This is a genomic window from Nibribacter ruber (assembly GCF_009913235.1).
GTDB lineage: Bacteria > Bacteroidota > Bacteroidia > Cytophagales > Hymenobacteraceae > Nibribacter > Nibribacter ruber.
On sequence record NZ_CP047897.1, the window covers coordinates 2,163,067 to 2,179,765 of the forward strand.

A 16,699-nucleotide genomic window follows, 5' to 3' on the forward strand; every position below is an offset into this window, starting at 1 on the left:
GAATGCAAAGCCTAAAGTAGCCGAAATACTCTAGCCGGCCTAAGTTTTTAATTTATTTTATTAAGTAATTTTACTTTCTACTCTCTACAAGCCTGTAGTATGGCGAATGGAATATATAGCAGAATGTGGAGTATGGAACGTAAGAAATGTATAAATTTGAGATTAGGGCACCTTCGTTTTGGAATGCTGCTCCTATACTCTTCGCACGTAAAAGATGACTACTAACTTTTTTGCTGAACTAAGCAGTGACCTTCCTACTGGGGTTGCCTACCGTAATGTGAACCAGAAGAAGAAGATTATTTCTTATTTTGCCATTACGGGCAATGCCACTATTGCAGAGTTGGGCAAGGAACTGAACCTGAGCATCCCTAAAATCACCAGCCTCTTAAATGACCTCATGCAGGACGGCCTGGTGAAAGACTACGGCAAGGTAGATTCTACTGGCGGCCGGCGGCCCAACTTGTATGGCTTGGCACCAGACTCTGGTTTCTTCGTGGGCATTGACGTCAAGAAGTTTCACATCAACATTGGCATCATTGACTTCCAGAAGAACCTGGTGAGCAGTTTTGAAAAGTATCCCTACCGCCTCACCAACAACCAGGAGTCTCTGGATGAGCTCTGCCAGATCATCAATTCCTTCATAGACGAGCTTACCATGCCCAGGGAGAAGATTCTGGGCATAGGCATTAACCTGTCTGGCAGGGTCAACAACAAGAAAGGCTACAGCTACAGCTTCTTCCATTTCCATGAAGATCCTTTGAGCAAGATCATTGAGTCTAAGGTGGGCATAAACGTGTTTCTGGAGAATGACTCCAGGGCCATGGCCTACGGCGAGTTCTGCTCTGGCGTGGTGAAACATGAGAAGGACGTGCTGTTCCTGAACCTGGATTACGGCATTGGCATGGGCATCATGATCAACAGCCAGTTGTACTACGGCAAGTCTGGGTACTCTGGGGAGTTTGGCCACATACCCCTGTTTCAGAACGAAATCATCTGCAAGTGCGGCAAGAAAGGCTGCCTGGAAACCGAAGGCTCTGGCTGGGCCCTGATAGAAATGTTCAAGGACCAGCTGCAGGCGGGGGCCTCTACAGTGGTCACCAAGCAGAACATCAATCCAGAGGACCTGCAACTGCAGGACATCATCAATGCCATTAACAATGATGACGTACTGGCCATTGAACTCATCTCCAAGATTGGCGAGAACATAGGCAAAGGCATAGCGCTGCTCATCAACATCTTTAATCCAGAACTGGTCATCTTGGGCGGCAGCCTGGCCACCACCGGCGAGTTCATCTTGCTGCCTATCAAAAGCGCCATCAAAAAATACTCGCTGAGCCTGGTCAACAATGACACCCAGTTGAAAATTTCTGCCCTGGGGGAACAAGCCGGGGTGATTGGCGCCTGCCTACTGGCCCGCAACAGACTGCTTGCCCTGGAAGATATATAGGCCCACCTGGACAGGCTTGGTTGAGTCAGGAAGTATGCTTACAACATCTGCGGTCCCGTTTTTGGCCTGTTTTCATGAAAACAGACCAAAAACGGGACCGCAGATGTTTACAGAAAGCCTCGTTATTGTTTCAATACGCGCTTCACTACTTTTCCCTCCGGGGACTCCAACACTACCAGGTAGACGCCGGCGGCAAGACCCTTCAGGTTGAGTTCCACCACGTTTTTAGAAAGCGTCTGTTGTGGTAGAACGGCATTACCAGCCAAACCCAGCACCTGCACTGTGCCTTTGCGTCTGAGCGCTTCTGGATACGTCACCATCAGTTTGCCGGTGGTGGGCACTGGGTAAGCGATTACGTCTTGTGCCAAAGCCATCTCTTTGGAACTGGCCGTGACGGCGCCTACTTTTTGCAGTCTGATCGCGTCAATGGTCACGTAGGTAGTAGCCTGGCCCGCCGTAGCCGATGCCTGGTTGGTTACTACCAGTGAGTCATTGGCACTCAGCTCAAACGTACCTACCGCATTGAACTTTGAACCGTTGGTAGACTGGTCCATCTTCACAACCGGCTGTGCCACTCCGTCATGGTAAATAGTATACGGCGTGTCTTTGGCTCTATTAGAGGACGCCACCCACCAGGAGCTGATCTCATATCGGCCGGGCTCCAGTCCCACAAATTTGTACGTGGCTCGTTTATCACCGGTACCGGTAGCCATGATTCTGGCCTTGGAAGTACCGTAAAACCCTGCATTGCCCGTCTCACCCCAGTTGCCGTTCCAGGTTTTGAAAGACTCGCTCATCTCCGTGTCCAGAATAATGGCCTCAGGAGCGCGCTGTTTTAAAATGAGCGCGGTGGGCATGGCTCTTTCGGTTCCATCTGAGGGCCTAATGGTGGTCTGGCCTTTCACTACCATGGAAGAAGACCCGCCTCCGTCCAGGTTAAGGGCCTCCACTGCGCCTAAGCTTATCATGACATCTGCCACCTCGCTTAAGGTAGCACCTTCGCCCACACCCAGATTGCCACCTTCAATAACCAATAAAATCAGCTTCTTATCAGCGGTATAGCCAATGGCCGTGCGGGCTCTGCGGGAGGTGTTGTCAATGACAATCATCTCCTCGGCGTCAGTGATTCTCTTCTCACCGTTCATGACCAGCACCGGCGAGCCGCCTATGCCCACAAAAGGTTTCCATTCTTCTCCATTGGAAGGGAATGTGGCACTGGGCACCGGTTGCGGCGCCTCTCCCAGCTTATTGGGGCTAGGCGCGGAGTAACTGTAGGTTTTATTGGCGGCGTCTACGCTATAAATCCAGGTGACGTCTGGGATGTTGTTGGCCATTATCCCAAAAGCGCCGCGTGTGGGATAGTATGCCGTAGAAGTACCGTTCAAATCACGGTTGAAGGTTTTGATGTTGGGTACCAATACGGCTCCTTCCTGTGCCACGTAACTATACGAAGCGTTGCCCCCGAAGAAGCCGCCGTTGATGGCCATATAGGCGGGTTCGCGCTGCTCGGCGGCAAAGTACTGCGAAGGCGTTTTAGAGGATGTGCCACCGCCATACACCGCTTTCAATTCAAGGGAAGGGTCTTTGATGTCTGCCAGCGTATAATAGGCTTTGGTGGCTACTCCCGGGGCCAAAGGCGTGGTGGAGGTAAACACTTCTACAGACGCGGGCAGTCCTGCGTTAAGCGCACTGGGCTTGGTCCAGACCATCTGCCCGAAGCTGGGCTGCATGACCACCAGGAACAACCCTGCCAGTGAGAGCCTTTTGAAAAGAGGTAAAGATGTTAGCATAGAATAGGTTTTAGTTGAGTTGGGGAAGATTTAGTGACATGCAAAATGAGAGCAGGATAAAGCGCAAGGCACCTACCGGATGGCTATTTTTTGAGTCTTCAGGTGAGCACCCTGTTGCACTTTCAGCACATAGATGCCAGGCCTCACTCCTGGTAGGTTCACTTGCAGGCTACCCATGGCATCTGGTGTCTTGTCCTGAATCTGTCTGATTAGCTTTCCGGCGGCATCCATCAAGAAGATGTTTTCTACTCTTTTTGCCTGGTCTAGTCCTGTGATGGTAAAGTTGCCCGTGGAAGGATTTGGATAGAGACCTAAGCCACCTTTCTGCTGCCAAACCGCATCTTCTATTCCTAAGGGACCCGGGGCGGGGGAAGCATCCAGCCGGCGGTTACGAATGATCATTACGGCATCTGCGCTCACCAACTTGCCGGCCTCTACGTTGTCATTAGTCAGTTGCACCACCTGGCGGCGGCCTGCCGTGAGATAGGCGTCACTAAGCTTGTTCCAGCCGGCCAGCAAAGGTTGCGTTTGGTTTACTGTTTTGGTAGTTATGGCTCCGGTATAGTCGTACACGATGTAGGGAGCGGCCGTGGTTCTGTTGGAAGCCGGCACATTGTATACATATACCTCATACCAGGCGTTGGCAGGCACTTGCACAAAGTAATCCAGCAGAACTCTTCCTTCCAGACCACCGTAGAGGCTTTTCCCTTGGTAACCCAGCATGCTGCTCTCGGCCCAGGCACCGGTACGGACGGCATCCTGGGTATTGCTCACCGCGGTAATGGCCTTGTATTCCCGCCAGTCTGGGGCGGCGTATGGCGGGTACATGGGCGTGGCAAAACGGGAATTTTTCAGGTAGTTGAACTTCCCCACTAAATCGTCATAGAACCACAGAGCTGCTCCTTTAAAACCTAAGGAGGTGTTCACGTTTAAGTAGTCCACCACTTCTGCCGGCGTAAGGGAAGTAGTTCCGGGGTTTACCGCAAACGAAGGATAAATGCTTTGATAGTTGCTGACGGCGTTTTTGGTATAGGTAAGCCAGTTTTGATACGTACTGATGTTGGATGTGTAACTCTGCATTTGCAGGTTGTCTACTTTATCATTGTTCACCCACCATTTCCAGTCCTGCAAGAGATTCTCATAGGCGGTGTAGGTAGAAGTTCCCATCTGGCTGGGCGCACTGGACACGTTTACCTTTGGATTTTCTGCCTTGAGCCTGTCATACAACAGGGCCACAAACTGATTGAGTTTATCTGCGCGCCAACGCATCCAGGCGGAGTCTGCCCCATTGACTGGCGGCTCTGCCCCATTATGCTCCTTCTTGTATAAGTCTACCGTGAACGGGTCATACCCGTAGTCTTTGCTGGAATACCGGATGCGGTCCATCTCAATGCCGTCCACGTCATACTTTTGGGCAATCTCAGTGGCCAGGCTTACCAGAAATTCCTGTACCTCTGGGTTGCTGTGCACCATCCAGTAGAAGTTGCTGGCATCTTTCTCCACCCCCGTTTGGGTTCGGGCCACCCAAGTAGGGTGGGCCTCAAAAATAGGTCCTTTAGAAGTGGTACCAGAGGGCGCATAGCCGGCTACAAAGCCGTACTCAAACCAAGCCTCTACGTGCAGCCCCACGCGGTGGCCTTCGGCAATGGCCTCTGCCAGAATATCGCGGCCGGTGTAGGCCGGGTCAATGGAAATGCCTGTATGCTGCCTGAACACCTCACTCTGCCACAGCGGGTAGCCTCTGCTCCACACGTTCACATAGACCACGTTAAAATTGGCGGCGGCCAGGCTATCCATTTGCGAGGCTATTTTGGCTTTGCTGCTGAAAGAGGAGCGTGCCATCCAGGTGCCTCTCAACTCCTGCGCCCTCACTTGGGTCATAAGAAGCAAAATCAGGAAAAGACTTATGAGTAAACCAATCTTTTTCATCTCTACAAAAGGTATTAGTGAACAATGATTTCGTCTGCCATCAGAAACGCCGAACCGCCTGCGCCAGGGTGTCCCGGTGGGCAGACTCCTATATTTTTAGCGATCACCTTAACATAGCGCACAGGAGTTTCATCCAAGGCTTGGGTGAACGATTGGATGACAGGCTTCTCCAGGGTTAGGGGCACTAGGTGCGACAGCACTCCCGCCTTTGCGTATTTCTGGTTGCTACCCGCCACCCAGACTTCTACCCTGGTGGGCAGGAAAATCCAGGAATTGGCGTCCTGCAAAAACCGAGTGGTGACTTTTGTAACCGTCTGCTCCTGGCCTAAGTCCAGGATCGCCTCCAGGTCTTGCTTCTCAAATCCCTGCCAGAAACCTTTGCGATAATCTGCATCGCCCAAAATCCCGTCAGTGAGCGCCATGGCCCCGCTGCCTTGGTAAGAACCATGGAATGGGTGCGTAAGCTTCGGCTCTTTGTATACTGCCTTGTGTTTGACAAAAACTGCTTCTACGGGCTCGCTGTAAGGCTTCCCATTTTTAAAGGGCGTTACTTTTAGCGTTACCGAGGAAGTGAAACCGATGGCCTTACCGGTATATAAAGCTGAGGCATAAGAAGGAAGAGAATTGTCTAGGGTATAGCGCAGTTCTGTGGACGGCAGCCCCGCCTGCAACCTTACCGCGAATGCTCCTGTGGCGGGAATGTAGGCAGGCAGCACGGTGACCGGCCATGTTTCAAAACCATAGGTCACTCCTTGCTTTTCCAGGACAGAATAATGGGCATTTAACCGGTTGCTGAAATTGTCAAAAGTGGGTTTGTTCTGGTGCCGCCAGAGGTTCTCTGAAAAGGCCAACAACCTGGGGAATACCATGGCATCTACCTTTTCCTGGGGAATGGTTTCTGTCCAGAGCGCCGCCTCAGCGCCTTTTATAAGGTTCTCCTGCTGCACAGAAAGCCCCGTAGGCACCAAGGGCGTATTGTACACTTTTTCCAGGGGTGTAATGCCGCTGTTAAGGTCCAGGTAAAAGCTACTGCGCGGTGATACAATTACCTGCCCGTGCTGGCGGGTAGCCTCCCGCACGGCTCCAGCCCCGTGCCAGGACTGTACCAAGGTTCCAGACGCAATGCCTCCTTTCAAGGCTTCATCCCAGACAATGACCTTTTTACCAAGAGGCGCTACTATGGCGGCCACGCGACGGGTGAAGTATGCCTGCAAGGCCTCCTCATCGGGTAGGCCTTCTGCCTTCATGCGCTCTTGGCATTTTGGACAAGACCTCCATCTGGTTTTGGGGGCCTCATCCCCACCCACGTGCACGTATTGCCCCGGGAACAAGCGCGCCACCTCCTGAAAAACGCTGGTTAAAAACGTATATGTCTGTTCGTTTCCGGCGCAGAGAATATCTGAGTGCACTCCTGCTTTGTTAGAAACCTGGAAAGGCCCACCGGTACAGGATAACTCTGGATAGGCCGCCAAGGCTGCCTGCACATGCCCGGGCACATCTATCTCCGGAATAATTGTAATGTTTCTGCTTTGTGCATAAGCCACTAGTTCCTGCACCTCGGTGGCCATATAAAAGCCGCCATGGGTGCTACCGTCTTCTTCCTTGCGCCAGGCCCCTACCTGGGTAAGCCGTGAGTATCCAGGAATTGGCAACCTCCACCCTTGGTCATCTGAAAGATGCAGGTGCAGAATATTTAACTTGTAGAAAGACAGTAGGTCCAAGTAGCGTTTGATAAACTCCTTGCTCATGAAATGCCGGCTTACGTCTAGCAAAAGGCCTCGCCAAGCGTAGGCAGGCTCATCTGTAATGGCCAAAGAAGGCAAGAGAACCTTTTTTGAAACTCCATGGACTGGTTGCAAGGCTACCAACTGCCTCAGGGTTTGCACTGCCCAAAAGAGTCCCCCCTGGGTTTTGGCGCTACAAACAATGCCGGTAGGTTGAATGGTGAGTTGGTACCCTTCCTGACCCAGGGCGAGCGTAGAATCAATGGTCAGCGAGATGGCACCTTCAACAGGCTTGCCTTTCGTCTTTACTGCCAGAGAACTCCCCACCGTTTCTTTAAATGATTGTGAGAGGAAGGTCGCTACCTGCCGTTCTTCTGGCGAGTTGTTTTTAACCTCCAGGATGGTAGAAGCAGATAAAGTAAACGTACCGGGCAGCTGTTGCAAGTGCTGGGGCATGGGAATAAGGCCCTCGCTAGACCTCACCACCGCCTCTTGCTTTGCCTGCATGGCGGTGGTGCAGGCTCCAAATGCCAGCCCTACACAGACGAAAAGGATAAGTGTATATAATTTACGCCAGGCGTTCCTCATGACGCCTATTTTTGGAGATGGGGCTCAATGATCTGATTCCAGAGCGCATATCCGGCAGGGGTCATGTGCAACCCGTCGCCAATGAACAACTCTGGTTTAGGTTTGCCGTCTGCGCCTAACATACCTGTGCCCACGTCTACAAACTTTACCTTGCGGTGCCAGAAGGCATACCGCTTGATTTTTTTGTTGGCGTCCTGCATGGCCGGGTACATCTCCCATCTGGATAAACTGGGCTTGATGGAAAGGTACACCAGTTCTGCCTCTGGCAATTCCTTTTTCATCTTTTTGGCGAAGACTTTGAACTGGGCAAACGTCATGTCTGCCGTCTTGCCGCTGGCAATGTCATTGTCTCCAGAGTACAGAAATACCTGTTTGGGTTGGTATTTTTTCACAATCCGGTCAAAGTAGAAGGTGGCGTCTCCTAGGCGCGAGCCGCCAAAGCCCCGCAGGATAATGGGGTATCCCGGAAAGTCTGCAGGGAGTGTGCGCCAACCTCTTATAGACGAGCTGCCCGTAAACACAATCCCCCCGGGGGCGGGCATCTGCAGGCTATCGCTTTTCTCAAAGGTCTGAATCTCTTTTTCCCAGAGCGCCGGGTTATCTGGCTTCTGCGCCAGTACCGGCGGCAATACCAGAAACAGCAATAAGAACAACCAGAGAGTAGAAAGAGAATGCTTGGTCATGGTATGAAGGAGGTTCATGCTTGAGTAATTCAATGGCTGTGTCGTTTTTGGCTTGTTTTCAAGAAATCAGGCCAAAAACGACACAGCCCAGAATGAGTAATCTTATTTAGCGCGCGCCAGGATGGTCTTTATTTCCTTGGCCATTGTTTTGCTTAATTGAGTAAAGCCCAAATCTGTCAGGTGAATGCCGTCTACGGTGCCCTCTCCGTTGGCGGGCACCAGGTTTTTGTTGGACAGGTAATACAGCCGCGAAATACCCTCCTTCTTTAACTGAGCGTAGGCTTCTTGTAAACGCTTGTTCTTTTGGCTCACCAAACCGGCCACGTGCAGGTCTACCCACTCATGGGCGTAGGGAATGTTTTCTACTAGCAGAATGGGGGCTTTTGCGTTACGCTCACGCAGGGTTTTCACCAGGGCCAATGTCTTAGGAAGCACCTCCTCGGGCTTAAGGTTGGGCAGGCAGTCTATCACGTACAAGGCAGGATTCAGGTCGGTGAGCAGTTTTCCCATGGCTGGCTCCATCTTACCATTGCCAGAAAAGCCCAGATTGATGGTCTCCCGGTTTAGTTGACGGCCCACCAATGCCGGATACGCCATACCGGGCCGTGAGGCGCACGCTCCCTGCGTGATGGAGGTACCATAAAACACAATAGGTTTCTGGGTGTTTTTTTCTACCCGTTTGATAGTGGCCCCGTCTTCAACGCCGATTGAAACGGAGTCTACCCCGTCATACAAGGGTAAATACAAGAGGAATTTTCTATCCTGAGCCACTGGGTTGACCACCAGTTCTGCTTCATTCTTCTTGCCAGTGGGCTTCCCTACGCCCACCCATTGCCAGCCTTTGGCTCCAAGCGCGTACAGATCAACGCCTTTCACCACGGTGGGCGCCATGTGGTTAAAGCTATTATTGCCGCGCACACTCCACTTCACTTTCAACTTCTTTGAGTTAGAGGAAAACACCACGTGCACACCGGCCGAATGTTGGCTCAGTTTCCAAACCTCATCGGTAACCTGTCCTTTGGCTGCTGCCGGAAGCCGGGTAAAGGTCTCCTCCAGTTCTGGCCATCCTAATCCCCGCACGCCAAACTCCTGTACCGCATGCCATTCCCAGCCGTCTCCAGCAATAGTGTCTGGGCTATTTTGAGCAGCTCGCATTTGTTTTCCTTCTGTGGCGAAGAAAATGAACAACAGAACGCCCATGAGCCAGGGCAAAAGGTTAGAACGCTTAGAGGGCATACAACACGTAATTGAAAGGCACAGAAATAGGCCTATTGCATATCAATGGGTACAAAAATGAGGGGTGTTGGCAGGCAGGAGGCGCCGGGCGGAGAATACGTGAACCTGATGGTCTGCTCTTCGCCGTTGGGAGCCGGCGGAAACACCTGAATCACAATCGCCTCAGGGTCTTTTTTGGTATTGAGGCGGTCACTGGGCAATTGAATGATGCCGGCGTCAAACTTGCCCTTGCTCATGACTATGGCAGCCGCCATGCCCCCGCACCACTGGTTGTCTTCTGCGCGGGAGTTGTAGGTGACCAAGGCCAGGCCTTTGCCGTCTGAGCTTTTCCATTTCATTTCCACCTCGTACATCACCCCGTAGTTACCGGCCAAAGTGGCAACCTCGTTTCGGCTGCTTTCACGGCCCTGCACCCAGGGGTCTTTCTTGCCATCGGCGATGATAATCTCGCTGGCTCCGTTTTTGGTGTCTAGCACGCCCTGCGTAATAATGCGGTAATTGCTCACGCCAAACACGCCGCGGCCGGCCCCGCTTTTACTTTTAGGAGGCAGCACGTCCTTGATTCTGGCAAATGCTGCCGGACCTGAGGTTTTTAGATCGGTTTGCAGCACTGCCACCTGGCCGGGCTGGTCAATGACAAACTCATAGAAGCCGTGCACCAGCTCATCATACTTCACCACGTTTTTCTCCAGGCGCTCGTCCAGGGCAATGGATTGGCCGGGCTTTACCGTGCGTACTTTGCTTTCTGGCTTTGAGGCGAAATAATCTGCCAGGCCTTCTTTACCAGCTTTAAAATAATTGGTGGTAGGGGCCTGTGAAGAGTACTTGAGCATGCGGATGTGCATGTCTGCCGTGCCCGTATTCTTGATGACCGCCGTAATCTTCCGGTCAATTTTCTCTAGCTCTTTGATGCCGTTCACATTGTACACATATAAGCGCACCGCACCAGGCTGTACTGGCTCTTGAAAAGCAATGGCTTCGGGCACGCGTATGTATTCTGGGTCATCTGAAATGAGGTACTGGGGACCGGGCGCAACAATCTTCTGGTATTCAATAGAGGTAAACTTCTGCTTCAAGAAGCCTGGCAATTCTACCACTGCCCCCTGCTTACTTTGCAGGATGGCTTGTGTTAGCTGGGCATCTAAGGTCTGGGCAGAAATTGTTTTTGCGAAACAGAGAGATAACAGGAGCAGGGGAATCTTCTTCATAGAAATGGGTAGATCGTAGAGGCTACATTCATTCAAATATTGCCCACATTTTAATACTGTTTTAAATATAAGAACAATTATTAAATATTATTAAAATGTAACGATAATTTATTTATCTTATTCTAAACATGAAAAATCCTCCGTTTTTGGCTTGTTTTCTAGGAAACAAGCCAAAAACGGAGGATCATCTTAATAATTAGTGATACGGTCTCTACTGAGCGACTTGCTGCTTATATGCGGCAAAGAATTCAGGGAATTTTTTGATGCCTTCAAAGAACCAGAAGCTCTCACCGGTGATGCCTTGTCTTCTGTTCTCGGCTACCATCTGGCTTAAAAATTCTGGAGACGGGTTATAGTCTGCATTCTGGATGAGTACGCCCGGAAAGAACTTACTGCGGTGCTGTGGTTCCAGGAAACTCAACTGCTGCTTAAGCACTGCCTGGTACGCGGTGATGTCATAGCGGTAGTGTTGGGGCAAGACCATGTCAGTATAGCCTTTGTTCAACCAGACGGGCCAGTCTTGCAGATATTCTTCTTTGGCCCAGGGGTAGATGCTTGGTGCCGTAGAAACAATTACGTTGGGTTTGATTTTCTTTACGGCCGCGTATAAGGAGCCTAAATAATCAGTTAAGAGGTTGGTACGCCAGGTAACCCAAGCGGCCTCTTTGTAATTAGAAGGCGGAGTGGCGTTGTTGTGCTGAGACTTGTATAGGTTTACTGTGTAGTCATCATAGCCACCAGTAGAAGGCAGTGCCGGCAACCGGTCATCTCCCTGTACGCCGTCCACGGCGTAGTTACTCACTACTTCTGTCACCAAGGAGGTCATGAATGCCTGTACCTCTGGGTGAAACGCGTTCATCCACTCAAAGCCGTTCTTTTTGAGGAGGTTTCCGCTGGCGTCTTTGGCCGCCCATTCTGGTTTGGTCTGCAGGATAAGGCCTCCGTTCTCATTGTTGGAAGCCGCAAAGCCATACTCAAACCAGGCATGCACCTTTATGTTCTTCTTGTGCGCCTCCTCTATCATTTCTGCTAAGGGATCACGGCCGGCAAACTTATCCGCAATGCGCACGCCAAACGTACTCTGCATGACTTGGCTGGGGTACAGCGTTCTGCCACGGTTCCAGACCACCATGAAGATGTTGTTGATGCCGTATTGTTCACACAAAGCAACAGCCTGCCGTATGTTCTCTCTGGAGTCCAAGGCGTTGCTGGCCACGTTGGTGATCCAAACTCCTGAGAACCGTTCTTTTTTCACTGGCGCAGGGGCAGGCTCCTCTTCTGCCTTGGCAGAGCAGCTGCTCACAGAGAAAAAAGCAAGCAGCAGACACAATAGTTTTAGGAAGCTAGTCTTCATATGTAATGGCACAGGCTAGTACCCGGCCCCGTTAATGTTAATGGCCTCTCCTCCTACTTTCCGCTCATCCTCAGACGCTATGATTTTGAAGTAGCTCACGTTAGGGCAGCGCATATCAGTGAACCGCTTGCTGTGCATAGGCACTTCTACTATTTTGCTTTCCCATAAACGGTACAGGCTGGTGCTCTTCCAGATAGCATTCTCCACTTTGGTTTTAGTGGCTTGCGCCGGCTTGCCTTCATTGGCTACCTGGTCAATGGCGTTCACGCGCTTAAAGTCGCCCAGGCTGCCTTGGTTGTAGCCGGCGGCGGCAAACTCCTTCTCATATTTTTTACCGGCCCCTTCAATGGTCAATTTCAGTTTACCAGCGCCTATGATCTGCACAGACATGGTCACTTCCTCGCCGGGGTACCAGTAATAACCAGCTTCTGCGGGTGCATTTTCATACAGGGCCACCTGGCCGCTGGGATGAGAGGTACGGCGCAGAAACGGCCTGAACGCTCTCCTATCTTGGGTCACATTGCCGTTGGCATCTCTGATGACTTCCCAGGTTAGCCCAATGTCCGTTTCCTGACCTCCCATGTTGCCGCCCATGTACACAGACGGATTGTCTAAATACTGCTGCGGTTTGGCCGGGTTCTTTCTTTCTGGGTCAAAGGTAATGGACGGTAGCACCACTTTGCCCGTTATGCCCAGCCAGACGTCCTTGCTGGACATCACTTTGCGGTAATAGGCCCCGGCAAAGCAAGGCGAGCTCACGGCGGGTCTCACCTCATTGGGAAAGAAGGTAGTAATGGGGTCTTCTGTTGCTTTGTCTGTGGGTGCTGGGTCCTGGCTGCTGCATGCCCAAAAGCAAATGCATACCGCCGCCATGATGGAGAGAAATAATTTCATGAGGGTATGGGAATAAAAAAAATCACTTGGGTGGACGCCTATCTCTTTTTAAGAGGGAAGCGCTCACCCAAGTGATTAAAGGTTTACTTTTCTAGTTTATACAGACGCATGCCAATATTGGTGCACACAAACGCGGCGTGCAACTTACCATTGACAACGGCCATGTCGGCATCCATGGTATTGTTGGCATTGGCGGCCGTAGACGGCATGAGGGAATTCATGATGGGGTTCTGGTAAGAAGCTGGCTGTCCGTCTGTGATGTCACAAACCCGCATATACGCTCCTTTGCCCGTCACGTACGCCGTATAAGCCAGATAGGTACGGCCATTGTGCACTTTCACCTTACAGTCTGTAGCCACAATGCCGGTTTGCTTGTGCAGCTCTGCCATGGTGTTGCTCAGGGAGATGATGCCGTTCAGGTTGTTGCCAGTGGCAGCACCCACGTAGCCTGTCATGGGCGCTGGAAGCGGTTCAATGCCGTAGTAGAAGCCAGCACCAGAATACGGGAAGTCATAGCGGGTTGGCGTTGGGTTGAGCACGCCACCCGTCACCGTCCAAACGAAAATATCCGTCTTTTGAGCCATGCCCACGGTAATGGTGGCATTACCGTCCAAGCTACCCGACACGTTGATACCGGCAGACCTTGGCACGTAGCTGAGGCCCAGCGAAGTCTTAGAGTATTTGATGTATGGTTCTGGCGAGGCGGTCACGCTGTTCCAGCGGTAAATGGTGTTCTCCGCATCATTGATACCCAGTGGCACGCCCAGGATTACCCCGTTGTCATCGGTGGCCAATTTTCTAAGGCTGTGCACAATGACAGTTCCCGTTTTATCCAAAACTCCTACCTGCTGGCCCGAGAAGTCATAGTAGTTAGGCCCCACCACCGTTGGTGCCACCGCAGAATAGTTAGGCACTACCAGGTAATTTCCGCTAAACCCAACGCTGTTCAAGTCATTGGCGCCAAACCCGAAGCTAGCATACTCTTTCGTGAACAAAGGCTTTATGGACAACTGCGGTTTACCAATGGTAAACTCCTTCACGATGCCATCTGTACCAGTGATCTTCACTTTGGAAGTACCCGCCAAAAGGTTTAGCCCCTGACCCGTGAACGCTGGGTCTATGCTGTTTCCAAAGCCGGTCTCTAATACCACGTTGGCAGAGGTGAAGTTAGTCAAGCCGGTCACGTATGGGATTAACGTAGAAGGAGCTTGCAGCACCACAGAATCTGTAGGAACGCCATTGATGGTCATGGCCTTCACGGATGCCGGTCCCACTTGCTCTGTGGTGATGATCAGGTCATAAGGGTACAAGGTTTCGCCGTCTACTCCTCTCAAGCTGAACGTCTTCTTGCCCCCAGAATAATCTACGGCTGCGCCATTTGTAAAGCCTACCAGGGTCCCGTTCACAAACTCCATGGTCACTTTGAGAGCGGATAGATCTGTCCCTTTGGGTACTTGCACAATCAAGGAACTGGCGCCCAGGTATATATCCTTTTTCTCTACGTTCAGACCCTCAATGATGAAAGAAGAAAGCGTAGGCGGCGACTGCACCTTGAGTACTACGTCAGAAGCTTCACCGTTGGAACCTTGTAATTTAAGGGCCATGGGTTTTCTCAAGTCATAGCGGGCATTGTTCTCAAAACCAACTACTTCCCCGTTGGCCACTAACAATTGCAACTTGGCATTAGACAGATCTTTGCCGCCGGGCAACATGACCGTTACCACGTTGCCTGCACCGTATCCTGGGGTAAACAGTTCATTGTTGATTTTTACGCCTACCACGCGTACAGACTCATAGTCCCTGGACAAGTCGTCTTCGGTACAAGCGGTCATTACCAACAACAGCAGCGCCATAAGAGCACCCTGCCATTTAAGAAACATTATCTTTTTCATATGATGATGAAGTTTTAATGTAGCCGAAGGAGATATTAACCTCCAGCCAGGTTGCTTTTATAAACCGTAACCTTTGTTTTGAGTGAGCCAAGGCGCCTTGTTGCGCTCCGTCTGCGGAATGGGCCACAGATAGAACATGTCGTTCCATTTGCGGTCTCTGTCACGGGTTCTGAGCTTGCTGGCATAGGCCTGGTAACTGGCAATGTCATTGATGTCTCTTTCTGAACCGCCTGCTCCAAAAGAAGGCACCATGTCTGGCGTAGCCTGATCATACCCATCTGGATAAATGCCCTGAGAAGCATTCACCCCCGTGGCCAATGGATAGCCGTAGGTTGGTTCTGCATTTTGCAGACCGCCAATTCTCCAGCGCCGCATGTCAAAGAAATGAAGAGACTCTTTGGCCAATTCCACCTTACGCTCACGACGCACAATCTGGCGCATCTTAAGTTGGTTTCCAGTTCTGCCGGGATCAGAAGTCAAGATACCGGGCATGCCCACTCTCGCTCTCACCTGGTCAATGGCGTTCACCACGGTGGCGTCAATCTCGCCTAGTTCAATTTTGGCCTCAGCGTAGGTAAGCAGAATCTCAGCGTAGCGCATTAAGATGATGTTATAGGTAGGCAAGGCGCTGCTCTCATCATCAAAGTGGTTGTATTTTCTCCAGGCAAAGCCCACGCCGCTTTGCACGTAGCCGTACTGGGCCACAGAACCGGTGTAGTCTTTGTTGTCAATCATTTTCAGGTTGCCGTTCTCATCCCAAGATTTGGTCTGCGGCTTGTATACCTCCATCAAGAACTTCATCTTATTGCTACCGGTGTTGCCTATGATGGTGTCATGGTGCGTGTAGATGGTGTATTTTAAGCGAGGGTCTCTGTTCTCAAACGGTTTTTTAGGATCATAGCCAGAACCTGCCTCGTCAATACGCTTGCCGTTAGACGTCTCATAAGTGTCTACCAACTGCTGCGTAGGGAAACGACCGCTTTGGCCAATCATACGCACCTGCTCTCCCAGAGACATGTACTGGGAGCTCTTGTCCCCGAAGTCTGAGAACATCATGAAGAACATGTTCTCGCGCTTGGCATCTGGTTTCATCTGTCCCACGCGGGTAAACAAGTCATTGTAGTTGTTGGCCAGGCCCTTTCCACCCTCATCCATTATTTTTTTTGCAGCCGCGGCAGAGATTCTAAAGTATTTCTCAGCCTGCGCAGGGTTCTTTTCAGCATCCATGCCGTAGCCAAACTTGTGCCATGAGCCGGCATACAGCGCAATGCGCGCTTTCAAGCCCTGGGCCACAGATTTGTCTACTCTTCCCCACTCGGTGGCCGTCCAGGGCAGATTAGTAGAGGCGTCATCCAGATCTGTAATGATAGCGTCTACCACTTCATTCCAAGGCGTTCTGTTCACATTCGTCAGTTGTTCTGAGGTCACAGACTTAGGGAAGTAAGGCACATCGCCGTAAATAGACACCAACTGGATGTAGAAGTGCGCCCTCAGCACCTTGATCTCTGCCAGGTATCTCTTGGCATTGTCATTCAACTCGCCGTAAAAAGGAGCGGCTCCGTCTAGTACGCTATTGGCCCTGGCCACCGACGTATACAAGGTAGACCACAGCAGTTCATTGGAGAAGTTGGTTCTCAGGTCAATGTTGCCCACGCCCACAGAACTGTTGTCTGCCCGCTCAATACCGAAGGGCGTGTACATGTCCCACAAGATGGAGAACGGGATGTTGCTGGTGCTGCCATGGTTCATTTTTAACCGTTGGTACACGCCATTGGCTCCTTGTTTTATAGCCCCTTCATTGTTATAAAAGTTTGAAGACAGGTAGTCACTCATGGGCTCGCGCTCCAGGTAGTCATCGCAACCACTCAAGGTTACCAAGCCCAGGGCACAAACTATTACTTTCGCCTTAAACAGCTTTTTTAGTATATTTTTCATTTTCAATCTGATGTCTGGA

The 16,699-nt window shown here is 51.2% G+C and carries 11 protein-coding genes; 1 reads left to right on the plus strand and 10 read right to left on the minus strand.

Features of this window, described 5'->3' with window-relative positions; translation table 11 throughout:
- Positions 1-214 precede the first annotated feature (214 nt).
- Entirely contained in the window at positions 215-1,447 is a 1,233-nt protein-coding gene (locus tag GU926_RS09145) for an ROK family transcriptional regulator (RefSeq protein ID WP_160691142.1), read from the plus strand.
- A gap of 122 nt (positions 1,448-1,569) precedes the next feature.
- On the opposite strand, the gene GU926_RS09150 is transcribed toward GU926_RS09145, so the two are convergent.
- From GU926_RS09150 to GU926_RS09195, 10 genes are all read right to left on the minus strand, one after another.
- Positions 1,570-3,237 carry a phosphodiester glycosidase family protein gene (locus tag GU926_RS09150; protein WP_160691144.1) on the minus strand — a complete coding sequence of 556 codons (1,668 nt, stop codon included), beginning with the start codon at positions 3,235-3,237 and terminating at the stop codon, positions 1,570-1,572.
- Positions 3,238-3,309: 72 nt separating this feature from the next.
- Positions 3,310-5,166: a family 10 glycosylhydrolase gene (locus tag GU926_RS09155; protein WP_160691146.1), complete on the minus strand. Its 1,857-nt coding sequence runs from the start codon at positions 5,164-5,166 to the stop codon at positions 3,310-3,312.
- A 14-nt stretch (positions 5,167-5,180) separates the two neighbouring features.
- Positions 5,181-7,397, minus strand: coding sequence for a beta-N-acetylhexosaminidase (locus GU926_RS09160; protein ID WP_160691148.1), 2,217 nt, complete (start codon positions 7,395-7,397; stop codon positions 5,181-5,183).
- A gap of 86 nt (positions 7,398-7,483) precedes the next feature.
- Complete coding sequence (locus GU926_RS09165; protein WP_160691150.1) at positions 7,484-8,179, minus strand: SGNH/GDSL hydrolase family protein; 696 nt, start codon at positions 8,177-8,179, stop codon at positions 7,484-7,486.
- Between the two features lie 84 nt (positions 8,180-8,263).
- On the minus strand, positions 8,264-9,397 hold the full coding sequence (locus GU926_RS09170) for an SGNH/GDSL hydrolase family protein (RefSeq protein WP_160691152.1): 1,134 nt from the start codon (positions 9,395-9,397) through the stop codon (positions 8,264-8,266).
- 32 nt (positions 9,398-9,429) lie between these two features.
- Positions 9,430-10,605: a copper amine oxidase gene (locus GU926_RS09175; protein WP_160691154.1), complete on the minus strand. Its 1,176-nt coding sequence runs from the start codon at positions 10,603-10,605 to the stop codon at positions 9,430-9,432.
- Positions 10,606-10,816: 211 nt separating this feature from the next.
- Positions 10,817-11,959 (minus strand): glycoside hydrolase family 10 protein, encoded by a 1,143-nt coding sequence (locus GU926_RS09180; protein WP_160691156.1) that lies wholly within the window; start codon positions 11,957-11,959, stop codon positions 10,817-10,819.
- A gap of 15 nt (positions 11,960-11,974) precedes the next feature.
- The gene (locus GU926_RS09185) at positions 11,975-12,853 is read right to left on the minus strand and encodes a hypothetical protein (RefSeq protein ID WP_160691158.1); all 879 of its coding nucleotides are present in this window, start codon (positions 12,851-12,853) and stop codon (positions 11,975-11,977) included.
- Positions 12,854-12,936: 83 nt separating this feature from the next.
- Positions 12,937-14,745: a DUF5018 domain-containing protein gene (locus tag GU926_RS09190; protein ID WP_160691160.1), complete on the minus strand. Its 1,809-nt coding sequence runs from the start codon at positions 14,743-14,745 to the stop codon at positions 12,937-12,939.
- 57 nt (positions 14,746-14,802) lie between these two features.
- Positions 14,803-16,680 carry a RagB/SusD family nutrient uptake outer membrane protein gene (locus GU926_RS09195; RefSeq protein WP_160691162.1) on the minus strand — a complete coding sequence of 626 codons (1,878 nt, stop codon included), beginning with the start codon at positions 16,678-16,680 and terminating at the stop codon, positions 14,803-14,805.
- Positions 16,681-16,699 lie beyond the last annotated feature (19 nt).